Genomic DNA, 20,915 nt, shown 5'->3' on the forward strand with positions numbered 1-20,915 from the left:
AGGCGTGTGTAGCGCCAAGACCAGGCATTGTCACGTAGAATTTGCTGCCTGAAAAGCTGACCTTCTTGCGGGGCACATACCCCCGAGGAACGCACGCCGCACTCGATCTCGCTCATGCGACGTCTCGCAAGTCTTTGCTTATGCATATCGCCCGAACCGTGCATGCTCCGGGCGATATGCGTTTTCATTGCTTTCGAATGTCGTTCCTGAGATCAGAGAGCGTCGACGTTCACGCCGACGGTGATGGCGCCGATCGGTGTTCCCTTGTCGTCTGATATCGTGACGCTTGCCTGCGACTGCAGCGTCTGGGTCGACTCATCCTTTTCGATCTCATCGACGAAGACGGCGTCCTTGCCGGCGCCGAAGGACTTCTGGAACTTGGCCTCGTCGCCCTGCCAGTAGTCGGATGTGATGTCGCTTTGACCGACGTCCAGGCCCTTTGCATCCATGACGAAGATCTCGGTGATCTTGCCGCCGGAAGCTTCCTTCTTTCCCTGAAGGAATTTCGACAGGGCATTGTTGAGCACGCCGTCGATCATCGAGTGGTCGGAGCCATCGACTTCGGCACGCCACTTCTTGTCGAGGGCGTCGACATCGGCTGCGCTGAGATTGGCGTTGGCAGTGTTCTGCGCCTTGACAGCCTCGATGATGGCAGGGTCGTTGAGCCAGGGCTTGACGTCGCTCGTCACGTAGTCGGAAATCGGGGCAAGCTGAGCATCCTGTGCCATGGATACGCCCATGGGCACGGCAAATGCGGTGCAGGCCAAAAGAAATGCGGGCACGATTTTCTTCATAACTGTTTCCTTCCTGATTATCGGTTGCTGAGAACTAAGGCTTATTGGACGAAGATGAGGTCAGAACTCCTCCCAGGCGCCGGGAGCAGCGGCAACGGCAGCATTTCCTGCGTGCCGCTGTACGAGGGCTCTGGGTTCGGGACGAGATTGGCGGGCGGGTTGAACGGGTTTGGTCTGGCTGGCCGTAGACGCGCCGACGACGAACCTGCCGGCCGAGTCCTGCAGAACGCGTCCCTGCTGCAGCAATTCCTGGCAGGCCGCGTTCGTTTCCTCGACCATCGCCGCGTTCTGCTGCGTCGCCTGATCCATCTGGTTGATCGCGCCGTTGATTTCCTGCAGACCCGTCGCCTGTTCGCGATAGGACTGGACGATGGAAGCGATACTGTCGCTGATGCGGTTGATCTGCTCCTCGATCTTCAGCAGGGCGTCGCCGGTTTCATTCACCAACCCGACGCCCGCGGCAACTTCCTGGCCGGATACGTTGATCAGGTTCTTGATTTCCTTTGCCGCATTTGCTGACCGCTGGGCGAGTTCACGCACCTCCTGCGCGACAACCGCAAAACCCTTGCCGGCTTCGCCGGCGCGCGCCGCCTCGACGCCGGCATTCAGCGCCAATAGGTTTGTCTGGAACGCGATTTCATCGATGACGCCGATGATGCGGCCGATCTGGCTCGACGAGGTCTGAATACGGTCCATCGCCCCGATTGCATCACGCACCACCGTTGCCGAGACATGAGCGCTCCGCTTGGTTTCCTCGACCAGTTTGCCGGCGTTTTCGGCCCGCTGCGACGATGTTCGGACTGTCGTGGTCACCTCATCCAGTGCGGCGGCGGTCTGTTCCAATGCTGCCGCCTGTTGCTCGGTCCGCTTGGCGAGTTGATCGGCGGAGGATGCCAGCTCGCTTGACCCGCCTTCAACCGCGACGGAGGCGGTCTTGATCTCTGTCAGCGCGGCTGCGACCGCTTCGACCATGTTGTTGAAATCCTGCCGCAATTTATCGAATTCGGGACCGAGATCGGCCAGGTGTATCGAGAAGTCGCCTGCGGCAAGCTTTTCCAATGAGTTTGCAAGAGCGGTCATGACCAGCCGCTGGGTGTTGCTGGCCTCTTCCGTGAACAATGCGTTGCGCGCCCGTTCGGCGTCGAGCGACGCGCTCTGCTCGGCGGCGGCCTGCTCTCGTTCGACCTTCGCTATCGCTTCATGACGGAAAACTTCCAACGCGCGCGCCAGAAAGCCGATCTCGTCGCCATTTTCCTTGTAGGTGACGGGAGAGGCCAGATCGCCTTTCTGCAGTGCGCTGATTCTCTCGCTGAGGATCCTGATGGGCCGGCCAACGAGGCTGCGCATGGCGAGAAGGAAGGCTATGACCGCCAAGGCGGTGATCACGGACTGCGTGAGCAGCGAAATGAGAACCTTCTGCCTGACTTGGGAAGCGATTTTTTCGACAGACCAATTCGTGACGATGTAACCGGCGGCCTTCCCTGACTTGTCCAGCGGAAGCGGCGCGATGATCGTGACCACGCCTGCGGATGTTCCGCTATCATCGACAGTCGTCCTTTCCGGCTTTGCGCTGAGACGCTTCGCCAGATCGGCAGGTGCAGGCAAGCCGTTGATGCCGTCGCGTGTCCACGTATCGACGGCGGCTGGTTCCGCGTTGAATGCGGCAAACTGTACAAGATCAAGCGAGGGGTCGTCGCGGTAGAGCGAATAAGCTTCGCGAACGGCATTCGCCTTCCCCCATTTCACGCCGCCCGCAGCCAGAGATGCAAACTGCTCCGCATCCTTGGACCAATTCGCCTTGGCGCCATCGATCAACGCCCGGGTTTCGTACATCCAGGTATAGGTGGCTAAGGCGGAAATGCCGCAGAGGTTGACGGCAACGATAATCGCCGCCAGCTTGGCTGTCAGAGGCATCGTTTTCAAAAATTGGAACATTCCGCGGCGGCCTAGAATTGCGGCTCAGTCGGACATGTTCCCGACCGGCGTCTCAATACGGGCATCGACGCTGACGGTCACATCACGAGCGCTCATGCCCATGTCCTGATAGCGACCCAAAACGCGCAAACGCAGTGTGTATTTGATGTGTGAATAAATTATAAAGTAGAATGGGATGCTGGAGCACACGCGTGCCATTCGCCATTGCTTCCGCCGGTGCCGAGCCTTGCGCACCGCGGTGGGAGGAGCGCTTCCAACGTGCCAGGGAGATCAGCTATTTTCCGCCACGGCCTCTTCGGGCTCGGCATGCCGGCGCTTGCGGCCGCGCGCCGTCAGTTCCGCGCCGGCATCGCGCGGCAGGCGCAGGAAGGTGATGCAGGCCAGCGCCGAAATCGCCGAGACGCTGAAGAAGGCGATGTGGAAATCAGAGACCAGCAGCCTGCCGCCGTGGAAGCTGCTCGAAATTTCGAGGATGCCGCCGGCGATCGCTACACCCATCGCCATGGAGATACGCTGGGCAACGGCATTGATCGCGGTTGCCTGGCTGCTGTCGGCGTCGTCGACATCGCCGAAGGCCATGGCGTTAACGCCCGAGAAAGCCATGGAGCGGAACAGGCCGCCGATCAGCAGGCAGGCCATGATCAGGAACAGCGGCGTTTCGGCGGTGAACAGCCCGTTGATGCCGAGGAAGATCGCCGCCAGCAAAGTAGTGATTGATATCACGGTGCGGAAGCCGAAGGCGTTGAAGGTGCGCGAGGCGGCGAATTTCGAGCCCATGGAGCCGAGCGCGCTGACGAAGGTGACCGAGCCCGATTGCAGCGGCGTCAGGCCGAAGCCGAGCTGCAGCATCAATGGCATCAGGAAAGGCAGGGCGCCGAGCCCCATGCGGAAATTCGAGGCGCCGAGGATCGCCGCCCGGAACATCGGGTAACGGAACATCTTCGGGTCGAGAAGCGGATAGGGCGCGCGGCGGGCATGCAGGAGGTAAAGGAGGCCGGCAAGGATGCCGATGGCAACCGTGACGTAACCGTAGATGACGGGCACGGCCGGCAGGCTGATCACCGCCAGGCCGAAGACGAAGCCGGAGAAGCCGAGGCCGCACAGGAAGAAGCCCGGGAAGTCCGTCGGTCGCGGACTGCGCGGCTCGACCGTCGGTAGGAACCGCGTGACGAGGATGATGCCGAGCACGCCGATCGGGACGTTGATCCAGAAAATCCAGTGCCAGGTGAGATAGGTGGTGAGGAATCCGCCGATCGGCGGACCCATGATCGGGCCGATCAAAGCGGGAATGGTGAGCCAGGCCATGGCATCGACGAGTTCGTGGCGCGGCGTTCCCCTGACCAGCAGCAGGCGGCTGACCGGCGTCATCATCGAGCCGCCGGCGCCCTGGATCAGGCGTGAGATGACGAAGGCTGTGATCGAGTTGGAAAAGGCGCAGGCGATCGAGCCGATCATGAAAACGAAGATCGCCATGCGGAAAATGTTGCGCGCGCCGAAACGATCGGACATCCAGCCGCTGATCGGAATGAAGATCGCCAGCGCCACGAGATAGCTGGTGACGGCGAGCTTCAGCGCGATCGGCGAGGTACCGATATCGGCGGCGATTGCCGGCAGGCTGGTGGCGATCACGGTCGAATCCATCTGTTCCATGAACAGGGCGACCGCAAGGATCATGGGTGTGAGGCGGGGCACGGGCTGCGATGGACTGTCTCAGTCCATACGCCTTCGGTGGCGATAAGGCCAAAGGAACTATCGGTGAAAGGGCTTGCTGCGCCGCTTCAAACCGACGCGGGGTTGGGGTGCTACCTGTTTCTTCCGCCGGCTATTTGGGAATGCGGCGGCGCCACTTGTCTCTTCTCCCCAGCGGGGAGAAGGTGCCGGCAGGCGGATGAGGGGGCCACACAGCACAGCATTCATTGCCCTTCGCTTTCGCTCAGCACAACAACAAACGTTCTGCCGGGCGGCCCCCTCATCCGACCTCTTCGAGGCCACCTTCTCCCCGCTGGGGAGAAGGGGGAGCAAGCTGCGGCGTCTTCTCCTACCTCAAACCTTTGTGAAAACAAAAGAAGAATAGTTATAGGCTCTGCTTGATCGCCGCCTGCTCGCGGCTTGCCGCCACCGCACTTTCCTGAAATAGATGCGGCGTCAGGTGCCCGCTGTCTCGGCGGGAGAATCGGGAATCCGGTGCAAGACCGGAACGTGCCCAACGCTGTAAGGCCGACGCTTGCCGCTTCATCACGCCACTGGCTTTTTGCCGGGAAGGCTGCGGCAGACGGATGACGCCGAGTCAGAAGACCGGCCTGGCAAGATAGACCGATCCGCGTGGACGGCGGGGCGGTCGCGTTGTTGGGGATTTGACGATGCGACCCTTTGATGAGGATGCCCTTTCGGCGGCGTCCGGTTTTTCCTTGGCCGAACGCGAGGCCGTCTATCACGCGATCATGACGCGGCGCGACGTTCGCAGCCAGTTCCGCCCCGATCCCTTGCCTGACGATGTTGTGCAGCGCCTGCTGACGGCCGCCCATCATGCGCCCTCCGTCGGCTTCATGCAGCCGTGGAATTTCATTCTGGTGAAAAGTGCCGCTGTGCGGGCGCGCGTCCGGGACGCCTTTGCGAGCGCCAATGAGGAGGCGTCGCTGATGTTTGACGGCGAGCGGCAGCGGGCCTACCGCGCCCTCAAGCTCGAAGGTATCGTGGAGGCGCCGCTCGGCATATGCGTGACCTGCGATCCCACCCGCAGCGGCAGCGTGGTGCTGGGGCGCACCCACAATTCGAAGATGGATTCATACTCGACCGTCTGCGCCATCCAGAATCTCTGGCTGGCGGCGCGGGCGGAAGGGGTCGGCATCGGTTGGGTCAGCATTTTTCGCGAAGGCGATCTGAAAACTATTCTCGGCATACCCGAGCATATCGAGGTGGTCGCCTGGCTCTGTGCCGGTTTCGTCGACCGGCTCTATGACGAGCCGGAGCTGTCCGTCAAAGGTTGGCGGCAGCGGCTGCCGCTCGAAGAACTCGTCTTTCATGATGGATGGGGACTGAACACCTAAAGCGCGTCGCGATCTTTCAGATTCGCTCCTTGCGCTTTAGGTCTTTGTTTTCCACATGTCGTTGTCGCTAAACCGCTGCACACTTTTGCGCGACATGCTTAAGGGCAGTGCGGTGGAGCATGGCCTCAATCGCACAGTGACGCCATTGACAGCCAAGGTGAGCAAACCGATGTCGGTATTGCCTACGCCGAGCGAGGCCGAGATATCTTTATTCCTGACCTTCATATCGATACGCTGAAGGCGAAATCCCGGAATTGGATATTCGGCTATCGGCGGCTCAATCGGAGGATAACGGCCTAATGAACATGATCGACTTGAAGGAACGCATCATCGTGATCACAGGCGGTGCGCGCGGCATCGGCTACGCTATCGCAGAGCGCGTCATCCAGTCTGGTGGCAAGGTGGCCATCTGGGACCTGAACGAAAACATGGCGAAGGACAGCGCTTCCGCTCTCGGATCTGGCACGGTCGCTTTCGGCGTCAACGTCGCAGATCCCGTATCAGTGAAAAACGCGGCGGCGACGACCGAAGAGATTTTTGGCCGTATCGACGGGCTCGTCAATTCCGCCGGGATTACCGGTCCGGTAAAGCCCACGATCGAATACGATGTCAGCGAGTGGAAAGACGTAGTCGATGTCTGCCTCACCGGAACCTTCAATTGTTGCCGGCACGTCGTTCCGGTCATGTTGAAGCGCGACTACGGGCGGATCGTGAACATCTCCTCGGTTGCCGGCAAGGAAGGAAATCCGAACATCGCCGCCTACAGCGCAGCGAAAGCCGGTGTCCTCGGCTTCACGAAGTCTCTTGGCAAGGAACTCGCCAAGACCGGCATCGCAGTCAACGCAGTCACGCCGACCACAGCAAGGACACCTATTTTGGACGGGCTGACACCTGAGTTTATCGAATATATGCGCGTCCGCATCCCGCGCGACCGTTTCGTCGAACTTGGTGAGATCGCTTCCATGGTCGTCTGGCTGCTCTCCGAAGAGAATTCCTTCACGACCGCATCGACGTTCGACCTGAGCGGCGGCCGTACGACCTACTGACCATGCTCAAGCGACCCGCATTCACATCCCGCCGAACGTTCACGTGACATCGCCGCATCTCATGCACCCTGGCACAACGTCGCTATGGCTGCGCCACCGCCGTCCCAGCTGTTCAATCACTGCTGCTGTTGCGGCTGCGGGCCGGGGGTTGCCGGGTTGGCGAGGTCGATCGAGCCCTGATCGCCGGCCAGAAATTGCGGGCCGACCTGACGGACGCGGTTCTGCGTCGGATCATAGGGGCGCTCGGGAACGGATGGTTGCGGTGCGGCGGCTGCGGCATCCTTCGCCGGGGAATTGGTGCGGATGGTGGTGATCGAGCCCTGCTGCGGCGATTCGCTCACCGCCTGCTTGCCGCGCATCTCCTCGTAATAGGCGGTGAGATTGCAGGCGCAGGAGGACTTTTCCCCGGGCGTGCGGTTCTTATAGGCAAAGGCGTTCTTCATGGCGCTATAGGGCGTGCCTGTTGCGACAGAGATCATGTTCGAGGCTTCGGTGCTCGTCACGTCGCGATAGAACAATTCGGTCTCGATGCCCGGGCACATCTTGGCGCAGGTCTGGGCGTCGCGGCCGAAATCGACCGACGTGGCGTTCGAGCTGATCGGGAAGAAACCGCCGTCGCAGCTGCGCACGCACATGGTGCTGACCGGCGAGAGCATCTCGGCCCGCGGCAGGCCGTAACGCGGATCGACCTCTTCACCGCCGAGCGGAATGAAGGTATCGGTGCGCATCGCCTGTTCCTCGACGCTTGGGGCGGGGTCGGCGGCGCTGCGATCGCCAGGCGCGTAGAAATTCTCGCTGTTGCAGCCGTTGCGGTCGAGAGCGGCGATCAGTTCGCGGCGCGCGCCGTCAGCGGCACCGTTCTGGCCGGCCAGTTCATTGCGGCGGTCCTGGAGATAGCGGATATTGTCGATCATGCGGGCTTCGGACTGCGAGAGCTCGGCGCAATAATCGGCATTCTCGCCGCCGATCACGACCATGCTGCCTGAGGTGCAGCCATTGCTGCGCAGCTCGTTGCGAACCTTGCGCAGCTCGAGGTTCTGTTCGGCCATGGCACTGGAATATTGGCGGGCTTCCGGGCCGTTGTTATTGCCGATCGATCGCGGCAGGTCGGCAAGGCGGCCGCGCAGGTCCTCACAGACGGCGCTGCTTTGCGCGGCGGCAGGCGCCGCAAAGGCAAGGAGAAGGGCAAGAGACAGGTTTCGGCGTTTCACGGCGTCGTCCCGGAATGAGCAAAGAATCGATCGGTCGATTGCGGCCTCGATCGCCGCGCGTTGTCTCTTAACGTGTTTCTCTTAATAAGCTTGGAGAAATTCCTAGCGCATTTTTGCGATCTTATCCAGCGAATGCGGGCAATCTTCCATAAGGGGAGGCCGGGACAGCTTCGTGCTAGACCTATCTGGAGCGCGCCATTTCGGCGCGCATCCAGCTTGAGTCTCCCCATGTCGAGAGCCAGATCATCAGGTCGGTAAGCGCGGCGACGACAGGCAGAAGCAGTGCGTGGCTGACGCCGCGCCTTGTCTGGTTTTTCTTGGCTTCCCTAAGGTGAGCCAATTCCTCTTCCTGAATCGAGGCAATAAGGCCATGAAGCTGTGGATCGCGGCTTTCCAGGAAAGCCAATTGATCTTCCAGATGACGGTGAACCGTACTCTCAACCGCCTCGGTACAGATCCAGATCATGTTGCGCCCACCGAGGGCCGTCAGGAAACCGAGCAGATAACCTCCGAGGCTCCAGAATGCCATGATGCGGCATGGCTTGGCTTCCCTGGCAGGCATTGCCTCTCGAAACAGGCGGCAATGCTTGATCTCGTCGTCCCGCATGTCACAAAGCGCCGGCACGATGTCCGGAAACAGCCGGCGGGCCATCCAGATTTGTGCCCCGTAGATGCGAATTGCGCCGAACTCGCCGGCATGATTGACCTTGAGAATACGACGAACGGTTTCGGTTCGATCGTGCCGACCGGCACTGCTTAACGGATTGTCCATGACCCACGTTGCCCCGACAGTTCCCGTCGGCAATAGGCACCGCTGACGTCACGATCGTCAATGGTTGACACGACGAATGAGGTGCAATTCCAATGTCCGCTTCGGCGGGCAGGGTCGTCGAAAATCGCGCTGGTCTGCGCGGCGGGCGTAGCGAAAGCGAGAAGACGCAAAATGACGGGCATTTCCAAGGAGCTTCACTCCCTTACGACAACGGGCGGAATAACGGGAGCCGAGCGCGGCCTCCACGTCTTTGTCGACGGTTGTCATGAGCCCGGTTCCGGGCAAGGGGGCTGGGCTTTTGTCGTCTATCGCGATGCCGTGGAGATCGCCTCCGGATTCGGCGGCGTCGAAGATTCCGCCAATAATTCGATGGAATTGGCCGCTGTCCTCAACGCGGCAATATGGATCAATAGCCAAACAACAGGCGAACCTGCGACCATCTGGTCGGATTCCATCTACGCCGTCAAAGGCTGCAACAGCCGGCGACATATCTGGAAGAACAATGGCTGGAAGAAAAGCAGCCCGAATGGCAATGGCCGAAGCCGAACGATCGCCAATGCGGAACTCTGGAAAGCGGTTGACCTTCAGCTATCTCAGAACGGTCTGGTGACTATTGCCTGGTGCAAAGGCCATTTCGGCATCGCCGGTAATCAGCGAGCGGATGCGCTTGCGGATAAAGGACGCCTTTCGTTACAAGGCGCCCGATAACTGTTTTATATCAACCGGTTGCAGATGCCCTGGACAAGCCTGAGCATGACGAAATTAGGAGCCGGCTTATGCCGGCTGCGATGCCTCGACGACGGCGAGTGCAGCCATATTGACGACGCCGCGGGAGGTAACCGAGGGGGCGAGGATATGGGCGGGTAGCGCCGTGCCGAGCAGGATCGGGCCGACATGCAGGCCGTCGGTCATCGACTTCACGACGCCGAGGGTGATGTTGGCGGCATCGAGGTTCGGGAAGACCAGGAGGTTCGCCTCATCGTGCAGCGTCGTGTCCGGCATGACGCGCTTGCGCAGCGCTTCGGTGATGGCGCTTTCTCCGTGCATCTCACCATCGACCTCAAGGTCGGGCGCAGCGTCGCGCACGAGCTGCAGGGCGTTGCGCATCTTCGTGGCGCTTTCGGATTCACGCGAGCCGAAATTGGAATGCGAGACAAGGGCGGCACGCGGCGTGAGGCCGAAACGGCGGATTTCCTCGGCCGCCAGCACCGTCGCCTCGGCGACCTCCTCGGCGGTCGGATTGAAGGTGACGTAGGTGTCGGTGAAGAAGGTGGCGCCGCGCTGCGAAATCATCAGGCTGAGTGCGGAGAAATCGCGGACATTCTTGCGCTTGCCGATGATCTGGCGGACGTCGCGCAGGTGCTTCTCGTAGCGGCCTTCGAGGCCGCAGATCAGCGCATCGGCCTCGCCGCGCCTCAGCGCCAGCGCGCCGATGACGGTGGTGTTGGTGCGCACGATCGTGCGGGCCGCTTCCGGGATGACGCCGCGGCGGCCGACGAGGGAGAAATAGAGATCGACATATTCGCGGAAGCGCGGATCGTCTTCCGGATTGATGACCTCGAAATCCTGCAGCGGGCGGATGCGCAGGCCGTAGCGCTTCAGGCGCGTCTCGATGACTTGCGGGCGGCCGATCAGGATCGGTTCGGCAAGGCCTTCTTCGAGCAGCACCTGGGCGGCGCGCAGCACGCGCTCGTCCTCGCCTTCGGAAAAGATGACGCGCTTGCGCTCGGCGGCCTTGGCGGCGGTGAAGATCGGCTTCATGACGAAGCCGGAGCGGAAGACGAAGCGGTTCAGCTGGTCGAGATAGGCGTCGAAATCCTGGATCGGGCGGCGTGCCACGCCGCTCTGTTCGGCGGCCTTGGCGACTGCAGGTGCGATGCGCAGGATCAGGCGCGGATCGAAGGGCGAGGGGATGAGATAGTCAGGGCCGAAGACGGGAGTCTCACCGGAATAGGCGCGGGCGGCGACGTCGGACGGCTCTTCGCGGGCAAGGGCTGCGATGGCGCGCACGGCCGCCATCTTCATTTCCTCATTGATCGTCTCGGCGCCGCAATCGAGAGCGCCGCGGAAGATATAGGGGAAGCAGAGGACGTTGTTGACCTGATTGGCGAAATCCGAGCGGCCGGTGCAGATCATCGCGTCGGGGCGGGCAGCGCGGGCGAGATCGGGCATGATCTCGGGCGTCGGATTGGCGAGCGCCATGATCAGCGGCTTGTCGGCCATCTGCGCCAGCAGCTCCGGCTTCAACACGCCGGCGGCGGAAAGGCCGAGGAAGACGTCGGCGCCGCCGATATTTTCGGCGAGCGTGCGCGTCTCGCTCTTCTGGGCATAGATGGATTTCCATTCATCCATCAGCTCGATGCGGCCCTCATAGACGAGGCCTTCGAGATCGTGGACCCAGATGTTTTCGCGTTTTGCCCCGAGAATGACAAGCAGGTTGAGGCAGGCAAGGGCGGCAGCACCGGCTCCGGAGGCGACGATCTTGATGTCGGCGATGTTCTTGCCGGCGAGCTCCAGCCCGTTCAGGATCGCGGCGGCGACGATAATCGCCGTGCCATGCTGATCGTCGTGGAAGACGGGGATCTTCATCTTTTCGCGCAGGCGCCGCTCGACGTCGAAACATTCCGGCGCCTTGATGTCTTCGAGGTTGATGCCGCCGAAGGTCGGCTCCAGCGAGGCGATGGTCGAGACCATCTGGTCGACGCTTGCCGCGTCGATCTCGATATCGAAGACGTCGATGCCGGCGAATTTCTTGAAGAGTACGGCTTTGCCCTCCATGACCGGTTTGGAGGCAAGCGGGCCGATATTGCCGAGGCCAAGCACGGCGGTGCCGTTGGAGATGACGGCGACGAGATTGGCGCGCGAGGTATATTCTGCCGCCATTTCGGGATTGTCGCGGATGGCAAGGCAAGGGGCGGCAACGCCGGGCGAATAGGCAAGCGCCAGGTCGCGCTGGTTGCCGAGCGGCTTTGTCGCCTGGATCTCAAGCTTGCCGGGGCGAGGATAGCGGTGGAAGAAAAGCGCCTGTTCGTCGAGATCGCCGCTCGTCAGGTTCTTTTCCGTCTTCGATTTTTCCGGGTGATCCATCGCCGCCTCCGTGCACGTCTTTTTGGAGTTTCCTCCATACATCAATCGGCTACGGGGGACAGTATGGAAATGGGGGAACGGCGAAGTTTTCGTGAGGTGGGCGGGGTATACTGTGTGGCACCCCCCTCTGCCCTGCCGGGCATCTCCCCCACAAGGAGGGAGATCGGCAGGACGTTGGATCGTCAGTCCCTTTCTGCCGGCAGAGGTTGGCAATGCGTCGTTGTTTGGGGAAATCGTTGCGTCCATCCAATCTCCCTCCTTGTGGAGGAGATGCCCGGCAGGGCAGAGGGGGTATCACACGCGCAACCACTCGACCCTGATGCCAGCGGTCGTCATGCGGCTGCAGCTAGCTAATCCTTTTGGGGAAACTTGTTTGACGACCTCAACAGGAGCAGGATGCCGCCGCGACGGTGCGGGGCGCCGGTCGCATGGAGGAAATCATGGACAATTTGAACCTGACGACCCTGCAAAGGGGTCAGAAGATGGTCAATGACGTGGCCATCGATGCCTTTGCCGCCGGATTTCGCGGCAGTCTCCTGACCAGCAAGGATATGGATTACAACGAGGCGCGGGCGATCTGGAATGCGATGATCGATCGCCGGCCCGGGCTTATCGCGCGCTGTGCCGGTGCCGCCGATGTCGTGCGGGCGGTGCGCTTTGCACGCGACAACAATCTGCTCGTTTCAGTTCGCGGCGGCGGGCACGGCATTGCCGGCAATGCCGTCTGCGAGGGCGGCGTCGTTATCGACCTGTCGCCGATGAAATCGGTGCGGGTCGATCCGCAAACGCGGCGCGCCAGGATCGAGCCGGGCGCAACACTTGCAGATGTCGACAAGGAGACGCTAGCCTTCGGGCTGGTGTTGCCGACCGGCATCAATTCCACCACCGGCATCGCCGGCCTGACGCTCGGCGGCGGTTTCGGCTGGCTGACCCGCAAATTCGGCCTAACGCTCGACAATCTGCTCTCGGTCGATGTGGTGACGGCCGACGGCGAGCTGGTCAAGGCAAGCGAGACGGAAAAGCCAGATCTCTTCTGGGCGTTGCGCGGCGGCGGCGGCAATTTCGGTGTCGTCACTTCCTTTGAATTCAAACTCAACCCGCTCAATCCGGAGGTGCTCGCCGGGCTGGTCGTGCACCCCTTCGCCGATGCGGAGAAGGTGCTGAGGGAATATCGGCAGGCGCTCGACGCGGCGCCCGATGAGCTGACTTGCTGGGTGGTGATGCGGCAGGCACCGCCGCTGCCGTTCCTTCCGGCCGAATGGCACGGCAAGGAGATCGTCGTGCTCGCCATGTGCTATTGCGGAGACATCGCTGCGGGCGAAAAGGCGGCGGCCAGATTGCGCGCCATCGGAAATCCGATTGCCGACGTCGTTGGCCCGGTGCCGTTTACCGGCTGGCAGCAGGCATTCGACCCGCTGCTCACGCCCGGTGCACGCAATTACTGGAAGAGCCAGGATTTCGCCTCGCTCTCGGATGCGGCGATCGATGTGCTGCTCAAGGCCGTGCGCAAGCTGCCCGGACCGGAATGCGAGATCTTCATCGGCCATGTCGGCGGTGCTGCCGGGCGTGTGCCCACCGAGGCCACCGCATTTCCGCAACGCAGCTCGCATTTCGTCATGAATGTGCATGCGCGCTGGCGGGAGGCCGGGATGGACGGAAGCTGCATCGGCTGGGCGCGGGAGCTCTTCGAGGCTACCAAGCCGCATTCTGTCGGCACCGCTTACATCAACTTCATGCCCGAAGACGAAGGCGATCGCGTCGAGACCGCCTACGGCGCCAATTACGGTCGCCTTGCCGAAATCAAGCGGCGTTACGATCCGAACAATCTGTTCCGGATGAACCAGAACGTCAAACCCACGGCGGCTGTGCGGGCTGCCTGATGGGCATGGGGGTGAAACCAGGGCATTGGAACCTGCGCTGCGCGTTTGCTTAACGCGCGGCGGCATGATGTCCGGGCGTTCGAAGCGCGATGTCTTCGACCGGTCACAAGTTGTTCATTTGTCAGCCCTCGGTGAGTTGGATCAATTCCTTCAGCAGAACCGTGTCGTCGGAGCCGGCATGGTCGTCCGGTCTCAGAACATGGGCAAGCCAGGCTCCATCCGCCGCCAGGCGAACGATCTCGAGCCGCATTCCGGCGTCGGTTTCGGCGTGCCTGACAAGCCGGTCATTCATCCATCTGTGCCAGAGGCTCTTGGAGTAGGGGTCGGCAAGCACGGTCATGGTTTGCGCCGACCATGGGCTGTTGTTGAGGGCGCGGTCGGAAAACAGCGTGCGGACATAGGCGCGGGTGAATGTGCCGTGGCCACCCTTGTCCCTTTCCAGTTCCTCGTCGATCTCGCGGTCGAGGTTTTCCATCATGCCGTCGAACACGGCCTCTATAAGCGCCTGCTTATTGGGGAAGTGGTGAAACAGACCTCCCTTGGTCACGCCGGCTGCGCTGGCGACAGCCTGCAGGCTGACGGCGGCCAGACCATGCTCGAGCGCCAGCTTGGTGGCGCAATCGAGAAGAGCCTGCCGCACGACATCCGGCTGTTTCTTTCTGTTGCGGGGGCTATCTACCAATGCATGACTCGTGTTCGAGATGAGCTTCGTGACGATCAGTATCACTCCCGGGATCGCGGTTCCATGGGCACGCTGAACGTGATAAGGCTATCATACCAACCGGTAGGTATCTTGCAAAGCGGAAAAATATCGACTATCTGTCGGCTCAGAGGCCCGCCGAACGTCATGTCGGCGGGCTGTGCTTTTTTGGACGACATTGGGGCCACCTGGAAGGCTGATGACCATGCTTCTTCATACGAAATCATTGCGTTACGCGCTGACCTTGGCGCTGCTTCTCAGTGCAGGCCTGCCGGCTTCCGCTCAGGAAGGCGGGGCGATGCCGCCTGCCGCCGTCAGTGTCCTGACGCTTAGCAGCCGCCCGGTTCCTGTGGTCAGCGAACTGCCCGGCCGCATTGCCGCAACGCGCGTTTCCGAAGTGCGGGCCAGGGTTTCCGGCATCCTGCAACAGCGGATCTTCGAGCAGGGCAGCCTCGTTCATCAAGGCGATGTGCTCTATCGGATCGACCCAGCATTGTTCCGGGTCCGCGTGGCCAGTGCGGAAGCAAGCCTTGACCGCGCCAGGGCGACGCAGCTGAATGCCCGCCAGCAACTGGAGCGGCAGAAGTCGTTGCGCGATCGCGATGTCGCCAGCGGTATCGAATACGATGCGGCAGCCGTCGCCCTTGCCCAGGCCGATGCCGATGTCGCGCTGGCGCAGGCCGCACTCGACGAAGCGAAGATCAATCTCGGCTATACCGAAGTTCGGGCGCCGATATCGGGCATCATCGGCGGCGCGCTGGTGACGGAAGGCGCGCTGGTGACGGCCGACGCCGGCGACGCGCTGGCCATGATCCAGCAGATCGACCCCGTCTATGCCGACTTCACGCAATCTTCCGGAGACCTGCTGGCGCTGAAGCGGGCGGTCGAGAACGGCAGCCTCACATCGACCGAACCAGGCAAGGCCGACATCAAGCTCGTCTTCGATGACGGCACGGTCTATGGCGAAGCCGGTAAGCTGCTCTTCAGCAGTGCCAGCGTCGATGCGACGACGGGCCAGGTCACCCTTCGCGGTGAATTTCCCAATCCGAAGGGCGATCTGCTGCCGGGTCTTTACATCAGGGTCCGCATCGAACAGGCCGTCCGTGAGAAGGCAATCCTCATCCCGCAGCGCGCCGTCATCCGCACGGCCGACGGCAAGGCGCAGGTCTATGTCGTCCAGGAGGGAGACGTAGCACAGCCGCGTGACGTGGAGCTCGGTCAATCCTTCGGCAATGAATGGGTGGTCGAAAGCGGCCTGTCATCAGGTGAGCGTCTCGTTGTCGACGGCAGCCAGAAACTGCAGCCGGGCGCAAAGGTCGCGCCGGAAGAGTGGCGGGATGGCCAGCTCGCGTCCGGTGACGCCAAGAAGCCGGAGTAAAGTCGATGGCACGTTTCTTTATCGATCGCCCGATCCTTGCCTGGGTCTTTGCGATCTTCATCTCCATAGCCGGCCTGATCGCGCTGCCGTTCCTGCCGGTCGCGCAATACCCCAAGGTCGCGCCGCCGCAGCTCAGCATCACCACCAGCTATCCCGGGGCATCGCCGCAGGATATCTATCAGGGCGTCACCCGCCAGATCGAGGAAGAGCTGAACGGGGTCGAGCACCTTTCCTATTTCGAGTCGACCTCCGATACATCGGGCGCAATGACGATCACCGCGACCTTTGCCGCGGGCACCGATATCGACCAGGCTTCCGTCGACGTTCAGAATGCCATCCGCCGCGTCGAACCGCGGCTGCCGCAATCCGTCAAGGATCAGGGCATCACCGTCGAGGAGGCGTCCTCAGGCTTCCTGATGTTCATCTCGCTGACCTCGACGGACGGGAAGACCGACGAGGTGGCGCTCGGCGATTATCTCAACCGAAACGTCATCGGCGAACTGCGCCGTCTCGAGGGCGTCGGCCGCGCGCAGCTGTTTGCTTCGCAGCGGGCGATGCGCATCTGGATCGATCCCGACAAGATGGTCGGTCTGAGCCTCACCGCGTCCGACATCAGCGCGGCGATCTCGGCGCAGAATGCCCAGGTGGCGGCGGGCCAGATCGGCGCAGCACCCAATCCGATCTCGCAGGACCTGACGGCGACGGTGCTGGTCAAGGGGCAACTGACCGACATTAAGGAGTTCGGAGACATCGTGCTGCGCGCCAATGCCGACGGATCGAACGTCAGGCTGCGCGACGTCGCGCGCATCGAAGAGGGCAGCGAGAGCTACAGCTTCTCCACCCGCTTGAACGGGCAGCCGAGTGCGGCCATCGCCATCCAGCTGTCATCGACGGGCAATGCCGTCAACACCTCCAATCTGGTCAAGGCGAAGATGGAGGAGCTGTCACGCTTCTTCCCTGATGGCGTCGAATATTCCGTTCCCTATGATACCAGCCCGTTCGTCTCGGCATCGATCGAGAAGGTGGCGCATACGCTTGCAGAAGCCGTCGCGCTCGTCTTCATCGTCATGCTCATCTTCTTGCAGAGCTTCCGCTACACCATCATTCCGACGCTCGTCGTGCCCGTCGCGCTGCTCGGGACGCTGGCTGTCATGTATGCCGCCGGCTTCTCGATCAACGTGCTGACGATGTTCGCGATGGTGCTTGCCATCGGCATTCTCGTCGACGACGCCATCGTGGTGGTGGAAAACGTCGAGCGGCTGATGGCGGTGGAAGGGCTGTCGCCGAAGGAAGCGACCAAGAAGGCGATGCGACAGATCACCGGCGCGATCCTCGGGATTACGCTGGTTCTCTCCTGCGTCTTCGTGCCAATGGCGTTCTTCCCGGGCTCGACAGGCATCATCTACCGTCAGTTCAGCCTGACCATGGTCGTATCCATCCTGTTTTCGGCCTTCCTGGCGCTGTCGCTGACCCCGGCGCTATGCGCCACTTTCCTGAAGCCGATCAAGGGTCATCACGAGAAGAAGGGCATCGCCGGCTGGTTCAACCGCAACTTCGACCGGCTGACCGGCCGTTATGCCCGCACCGTCGAAGGATTGGCCAAGCGCTCATGGCGGGTGATGGCCGTCTATGTCGCGCTGCTCATCGGCCTTGGCTACCTCTTCGTCAACCTGCCGAGCAGCTTCGTGCCGGATGAGGATCAGGGCTTCCTGATCGTCGACGTGCAGGGACCGCCGGAGGCGAGCCGCAATCGCACGGTGGCCTCGCTTGAAAGCATCGAAGCGATCTTCAAGAAGGAGCCGGCTGTTGCCAACGTCGTCGCGATCCAGGGCTTCAGCTTCTCGGGGCAGGGACCGAACGCCGCCCTGGTGTTCGTCACGCTTAAGGACTGGGCCGAACGCGGCGCCGGCAATTCGGTACAGGAAATCTCCAACCGCGCCAACATGCAGCTGTTTGGGCTGAAGGACGCCACATCCTTCGCGTTGTCGCCGCCGCCGATCGAAGGTTTCGGCACGACCAACGGCTTCACCTTCCGCCTTCAGGATCGCGGGGCGAAAGGCCAGGCGGCACTGACAGAGGCGGCGGGAATGCTGATCGGCAAGTCATCGCAGAACCCCATCATCGCCGGTATCCGCCCGGAAGGCATGCCTGACTCGGCCCAGCTCGTGCTGGTTATCGATCGCGAAAAAGCAAATACCTTCGGTGTCGCCTTCGCCGACATCAATAGCACGATCACCGCCAATCTCGGTTCGAGCTATGTCAACGACTTCCCGAATTCGGGCCGCATGCAGCGCGTCATCGTGCAGGCGCAGGACAAGAGCAGACTTCAGGCGGAAGACCTGATGAAGCTCAATGTCCGCAATGCGGGCGGCGGCATGGTGCCGCTATCATCCTTCGCCGTCGCCGAATGGCAGAAGGGACCGGCGCAGATCGTCGGCTATAACGGCTACCCTTCCGTGCGTATCTCCGGCGCTCCGGCGCCGGGATATTCGTCGGGGGCGGCGATTACCGAAATGGAGCGGCTGGCCTCGGAACTTCCCGACGGCTTCGGCTTCGAATGGACCGGCCAGTCGCTGGAAGAGCTGAGATCGGGATCGCAAGCGCCGTTCCTGTTCGGTCTCAGCATCCTTTTCGTCTTCTTGCTGCTGTCGGGGCTTTACGAGAGTTGGTCCATCCCGTTGTCGGTGATGCTGGTCGTGCCGCTTGGCGTCATCGGCTGCGTGCTCGCGGTGATGAGCCGCGACATGTCCAACGACATCTACTTCAAGGTCGGCCTGATCGCGATCATCGGGCTGTCGGCGAAGAACGCCATCCTGATCGTCGAATTCGCCAAGGACGGTTTTGCCGAGGGCAAATCGCTGATGGATGCCGCGATCGAAGGCGCCCGTCTGCGCTTCCGGCCGATCATCATGACCTCGCTCGCCTTCACTTTGGGCGTGGTGCCGCTCGCGATCGCCACCGGGCCAAGTGCGGCGAGCCAGAATGCCATCGGCACGGGCGTGCTTGGCGGCATGATTTCGGCGACGGTGCTGGCGATCTTCTTCGTTCCCGTCTTCTTCGTCTTCGTGCTGCGTCTCTTGAGGACGAAGCGGCCGGAGACAGTGAATGAGGAGACGCCGGCCGGGCAGGAGCCCGCGCCGGTAACATCGCCGAGCTGAGGTGAAGAGTTGGCGGGTTGCCTTGCGCAACTCGCCACACCTTTGCGCCGGTCCGATTTAAGGAATTATGCGGTCGGCTTCGGCGTGATCGTCACGTCGGCGCCATAGGCATCGCGCAGTTCGCCTTCCTGTCCCGGTTGCCGGTCGGCCGCCTGATGCAGGAGGATCGACTCGTATTGCGAGCGCGTCCCCTCGATCAGCGTGATATCGGCGTTTCCGGGATTGTCGGAGCGCTCGAACCACTCGACAGGGCGGTGCAGGAAGTTCATTTCGACCGCCCGGTTGGTGACGCCATGACCGACGATCACGACGTTGTGGTCGCCATTTTCGGCGTCGTGCATGACGGTCTGCAGGAACAGGCGCACCCGCTGGGCCACATCCGCCCGGCTTTCGCCATCCGGCGGCCGTGCGTAGAACTTGCCGCTGTTGCTGCGCAGCCTCGCCCATTTTTCGAACTCGTCGGGAAACTTCTGCTTCTGTTCGGCGTGGTCGTAGATTTCGGTGAAGAGACCGAAATCCTGCTCGCGCAGCAGATAGTCTTCCCTGATATCGCCGACAAAACTTTCCGGCAGTGCTTCGAGCAGCGCATCCTTGCTCTGCCGGGTCCTCAGAAAGGGCGAATACCAGATATGCAGCTTGCCGAAACCCGCGCTCGGCAATGCCTTGAGATAGGACGCGATCACGCCGCCTGCCTCCAGTGCCTGCCGATGGCCCCACTGCGTCAGCGGCACGTTGTGATCGCCGAATTGGCGGTAGGCCTGTTCGTTGATGTTGCCGAGGGATTCGCCGTGGCGAACGAGAAAGAGACGCATCAGCCATCCCGCATTGTCGGATATGGAATCGGCGCCATCATGAACGCCCTGAATGCACAGGGCAACCTTGTCGCCGGACCTGGCGGCGACGGGCATACTGCCCGCGTGGCGACGGGCCTCCGGCCCGCGTTGAATGAACAGGTTTGCAGGGCTTTTCCCCAGCTTGTCATCTTCCTGAAACACGAGTCTGATTTTGGAAGGCTAGATGAAAGATGGGACATGAGCGGCAGCTCGTGAAAGACATGATGGAACCCAGACATTTCCGCACGCTCTTCATTTCCGATGTCCATCTCGGCTCGAAGGCCGCGAAGGCCGACTTCCTGCTGGATTTCCTGCGCCACCACGAGGCCGATACGATCGTGCTCGTCGGCGACATTGTCGACGGCTGGCGCCTGAAGCGCAGCTGGTACTGGCCGCAGGTCTGCAACGACGTTGTCCAGAAGCTGTTGCGCAAGGCGCGCAAGGGCACGCGCGTCGTCTATATTCCCGGCAATCACGACGAATTCCTGCGTGCCTTCCCGGGCATGCATTTCGGCGGCATCGAGGTCGTCGAGCGTATGATGCATGACGGCGCCGACGGCAAGAAATACCTCATCCTGCACGGCGACGAGTTCGACGTCGTGGTCCGCAACGCCCGACTGCTCGCCTATCTCGGCGACTGGGCCTATGACACGGCGATCCGCATCAACATCATCCTGGCGGCGGTGCGCCGCCGGCTCGGCATGCCTTACTGGTCGTTTTCGGCCTGGGCGAAGCTGCAGGTCAAGCATGCCGTCAATTTCATCGGCGAATTCGAGCGCGTCGTGGCTGAGGAAGCCCGCAAAAACGGCGCCGATGGGGTGATCTGCGGACATATCCATCATGCCATCATCCAGGATATGGACGGTATCCGTTACATCAACACCGGTGATTGGGTCGAAAGCTGCACGGCGGTTGCCGAACACGAGGACGGCACCTTCGAACTGATCACCTGGCGTTCGCTCGCCAGCAGCGTGCCGGCGCTTGCCGCCATCGAAATGCGTGACGAGGGTGAGCTGGCCCCGCAGGCCGCCTGATTTTGGCGCCGCGCTTTACAGCGCCGCGCGTCTTTTCAGA

15 protein-coding genes and 1 riboswitch are annotated in these 20,915 nt (G+C 61.7%); of the genes, 7 read left to right on the top strand and 8 right to left on the bottom strand.

What is annotated here, in order from left to right:
• Positions 1-212: 212 nt before the first annotated feature.
• The 3 genes from B5P46_RS21335 to B5P46_RS21345 form a co-directional block, all read right to left on the bottom strand.
• The gene (locus B5P46_RS21335; protein ID WP_129420446.1) at positions 213-794 is read right to left on the bottom strand and encodes a hypothetical protein; all 582 of its coding nucleotides are present in this window, start codon (positions 792-794) and stop codon (positions 213-215) included.
• Positions 795-854: 60 nt separating this feature from the next.
• Positions 855-2,729 carry a methyl-accepting chemotaxis protein gene (locus tag B5P46_RS21340; protein WP_129420447.1) on the bottom strand — a complete coding sequence of 625 codons (1,875 nt, stop codon included), beginning with the start codon at positions 2,727-2,729 and terminating at the stop codon, positions 855-857.
• A 270-nt stretch (positions 2,730-2,999) separates the two neighbouring features.
• Positions 3,000-4,403: an MFS transporter gene (locus tag B5P46_RS21345; protein WP_129420448.1), complete on the bottom strand. Its 1,404-nt coding sequence runs from the start codon at positions 4,401-4,403 to the stop codon at positions 3,000-3,002.
• A 456-nt stretch (positions 4,404-4,859) separates the two neighbouring features.
• Positions 4,860-5,047, top strand: a riboswitch (cobalamin riboswitch).
• Positions 5,048-5,089: 42 nt separating this feature from the next.
• Here B5P46_RS21345 and bluB point away from each other — a divergent pair.
• Positions 5,090-5,776: a 5,6-dimethylbenzimidazole synthase gene (gene bluB, locus B5P46_RS21350; RefSeq protein ID WP_129420449.1), complete on the top strand. Its 687-nt coding sequence runs from the start codon at positions 5,090-5,092 to the stop codon at positions 5,774-5,776.
• Between the two features lie 299 nt (positions 5,777-6,075).
• On the top strand, positions 6,076-6,822 hold the full coding sequence (locus tag B5P46_RS21355; protein ID WP_129420450.1) for an SDR family NAD(P)-dependent oxidoreductase: 747 nt from the start codon (positions 6,076-6,078) through the stop codon (positions 6,820-6,822).
• Between the two features lie 116 nt (positions 6,823-6,938).
• Here B5P46_RS21355 and B5P46_RS21360 read toward each other — a convergent pair whose 3' ends face one another.
• Both B5P46_RS21360 and B5P46_RS21365 read right to left on the bottom strand, forming a co-directional pair.
• Positions 6,939-8,033: a DUF2865 domain-containing protein gene (locus B5P46_RS21360; protein ID WP_129420451.1), complete on the bottom strand. Its 1,095-nt coding sequence runs from the start codon at positions 8,031-8,033 to the stop codon at positions 6,939-6,941.
• Positions 8,034-8,214: 181 nt separating this feature from the next.
• Positions 8,215-8,805 (bottom strand): demethoxyubiquinone hydroxylase family protein, encoded by a 591-nt coding sequence (locus tag B5P46_RS21365; RefSeq protein WP_129420452.1) that lies wholly within the window; start codon positions 8,803-8,805, stop codon positions 8,215-8,217.
• Between the two features lie 171 nt (positions 8,806-8,976).
• On the opposite strand from B5P46_RS21365, the gene B5P46_RS21370 reads away from it, so the two are divergent.
• A complete protein-coding gene (locus B5P46_RS21370) occupies positions 8,977-9,513 on the top strand; it encodes a ribonuclease H family protein (RefSeq protein ID WP_129420453.1) in 537 nt (178 codons plus the stop codon).
• Between the two features lie 66 nt (positions 9,514-9,579).
• Here the strand turns inward: B5P46_RS21370 and B5P46_RS21375 are convergent, their stop codons facing one another.
• Positions 9,580-11,892 carry an NADP-dependent malic enzyme gene (locus B5P46_RS21375; RefSeq protein WP_129420454.1) on the bottom strand — a complete coding sequence of 771 codons (2,313 nt, stop codon included), beginning with the start codon at positions 11,890-11,892 and terminating at the stop codon, positions 9,580-9,582.
• A gap of 440 nt (positions 11,893-12,332) precedes the next feature.
• Here B5P46_RS21375 and B5P46_RS21385 point away from each other — a divergent pair, with 440 nt between their 5' ends.
• Positions 12,333-13,772 (top strand): FAD-binding oxidoreductase, encoded by a 1,440-nt coding sequence (locus B5P46_RS21385; RefSeq protein WP_129420455.1) that lies wholly within the window; start codon positions 12,333-12,335, stop codon positions 13,770-13,772.
• A 121-nt stretch (positions 13,773-13,893) separates the two neighbouring features.
• Here the strand turns inward: B5P46_RS21385 and B5P46_RS21390 are convergent, their stop codons facing one another.
• On the bottom strand, positions 13,894-14,454 hold the full coding sequence (locus tag B5P46_RS21390; protein ID WP_129420456.1) for a TetR/AcrR family transcriptional regulator: 561 nt from the start codon (positions 14,452-14,454) through the stop codon (positions 13,894-13,896).
• A 217-nt stretch (positions 14,455-14,671) separates the two neighbouring features.
• Between B5P46_RS21390 and B5P46_RS21395 the strand changes: the two genes are divergently transcribed.
• Both B5P46_RS21395 and B5P46_RS21400 read left to right on the top strand, forming a co-directional pair.
• Positions 14,672-15,850, top strand: coding sequence for an efflux RND transporter periplasmic adaptor subunit (locus B5P46_RS21395; RefSeq protein WP_206735382.1), 1,179 nt, complete (start codon positions 14,672-14,674; stop codon positions 15,848-15,850).
• Between the two features lie 5 nt (positions 15,851-15,855).
• Positions 15,856-19,008, top strand: a complete 3,153-nt coding sequence (locus B5P46_RS21400) for an efflux RND transporter permease subunit (RefSeq protein WP_129420457.1) — start codon at positions 15,856-15,858, stop codon at positions 19,006-19,008.
• A 65-nt stretch (positions 19,009-19,073) separates the two neighbouring features.
• Here B5P46_RS21400 and B5P46_RS21405 read toward each other — a convergent pair whose 3' ends face one another.
• Positions 19,074-19,820: a histidine phosphatase family protein gene (locus tag B5P46_RS21405; RefSeq protein WP_129420554.1), complete on the bottom strand. Its 747-nt coding sequence runs from the start codon at positions 19,818-19,820 to the stop codon at positions 19,074-19,076.
• Positions 19,821-20,032: 212 nt separating this feature from the next.
• Here B5P46_RS21405 and B5P46_RS21410 point away from each other — a divergent pair, with 212 nt between their 5' ends.
• Positions 20,033-20,875 carry a UDP-2,3-diacylglucosamine diphosphatase gene (locus tag B5P46_RS21410; protein WP_129420458.1) on the top strand — a complete coding sequence of 281 codons (843 nt, stop codon included), beginning with the start codon at positions 20,033-20,035 and terminating at the stop codon, positions 20,873-20,875.
• Positions 20,876-20,915: the final 40 nt, after the last annotated feature.

This window comes from Rhizobium leguminosarum, assembly GCF_004123835.1.
GTDB classification, from domain to species: domain Bacteria; phylum Pseudomonadota; class Alphaproteobacteria; order Rhizobiales; family Rhizobiaceae; genus Rhizobium; species Rhizobium leguminosarum_M.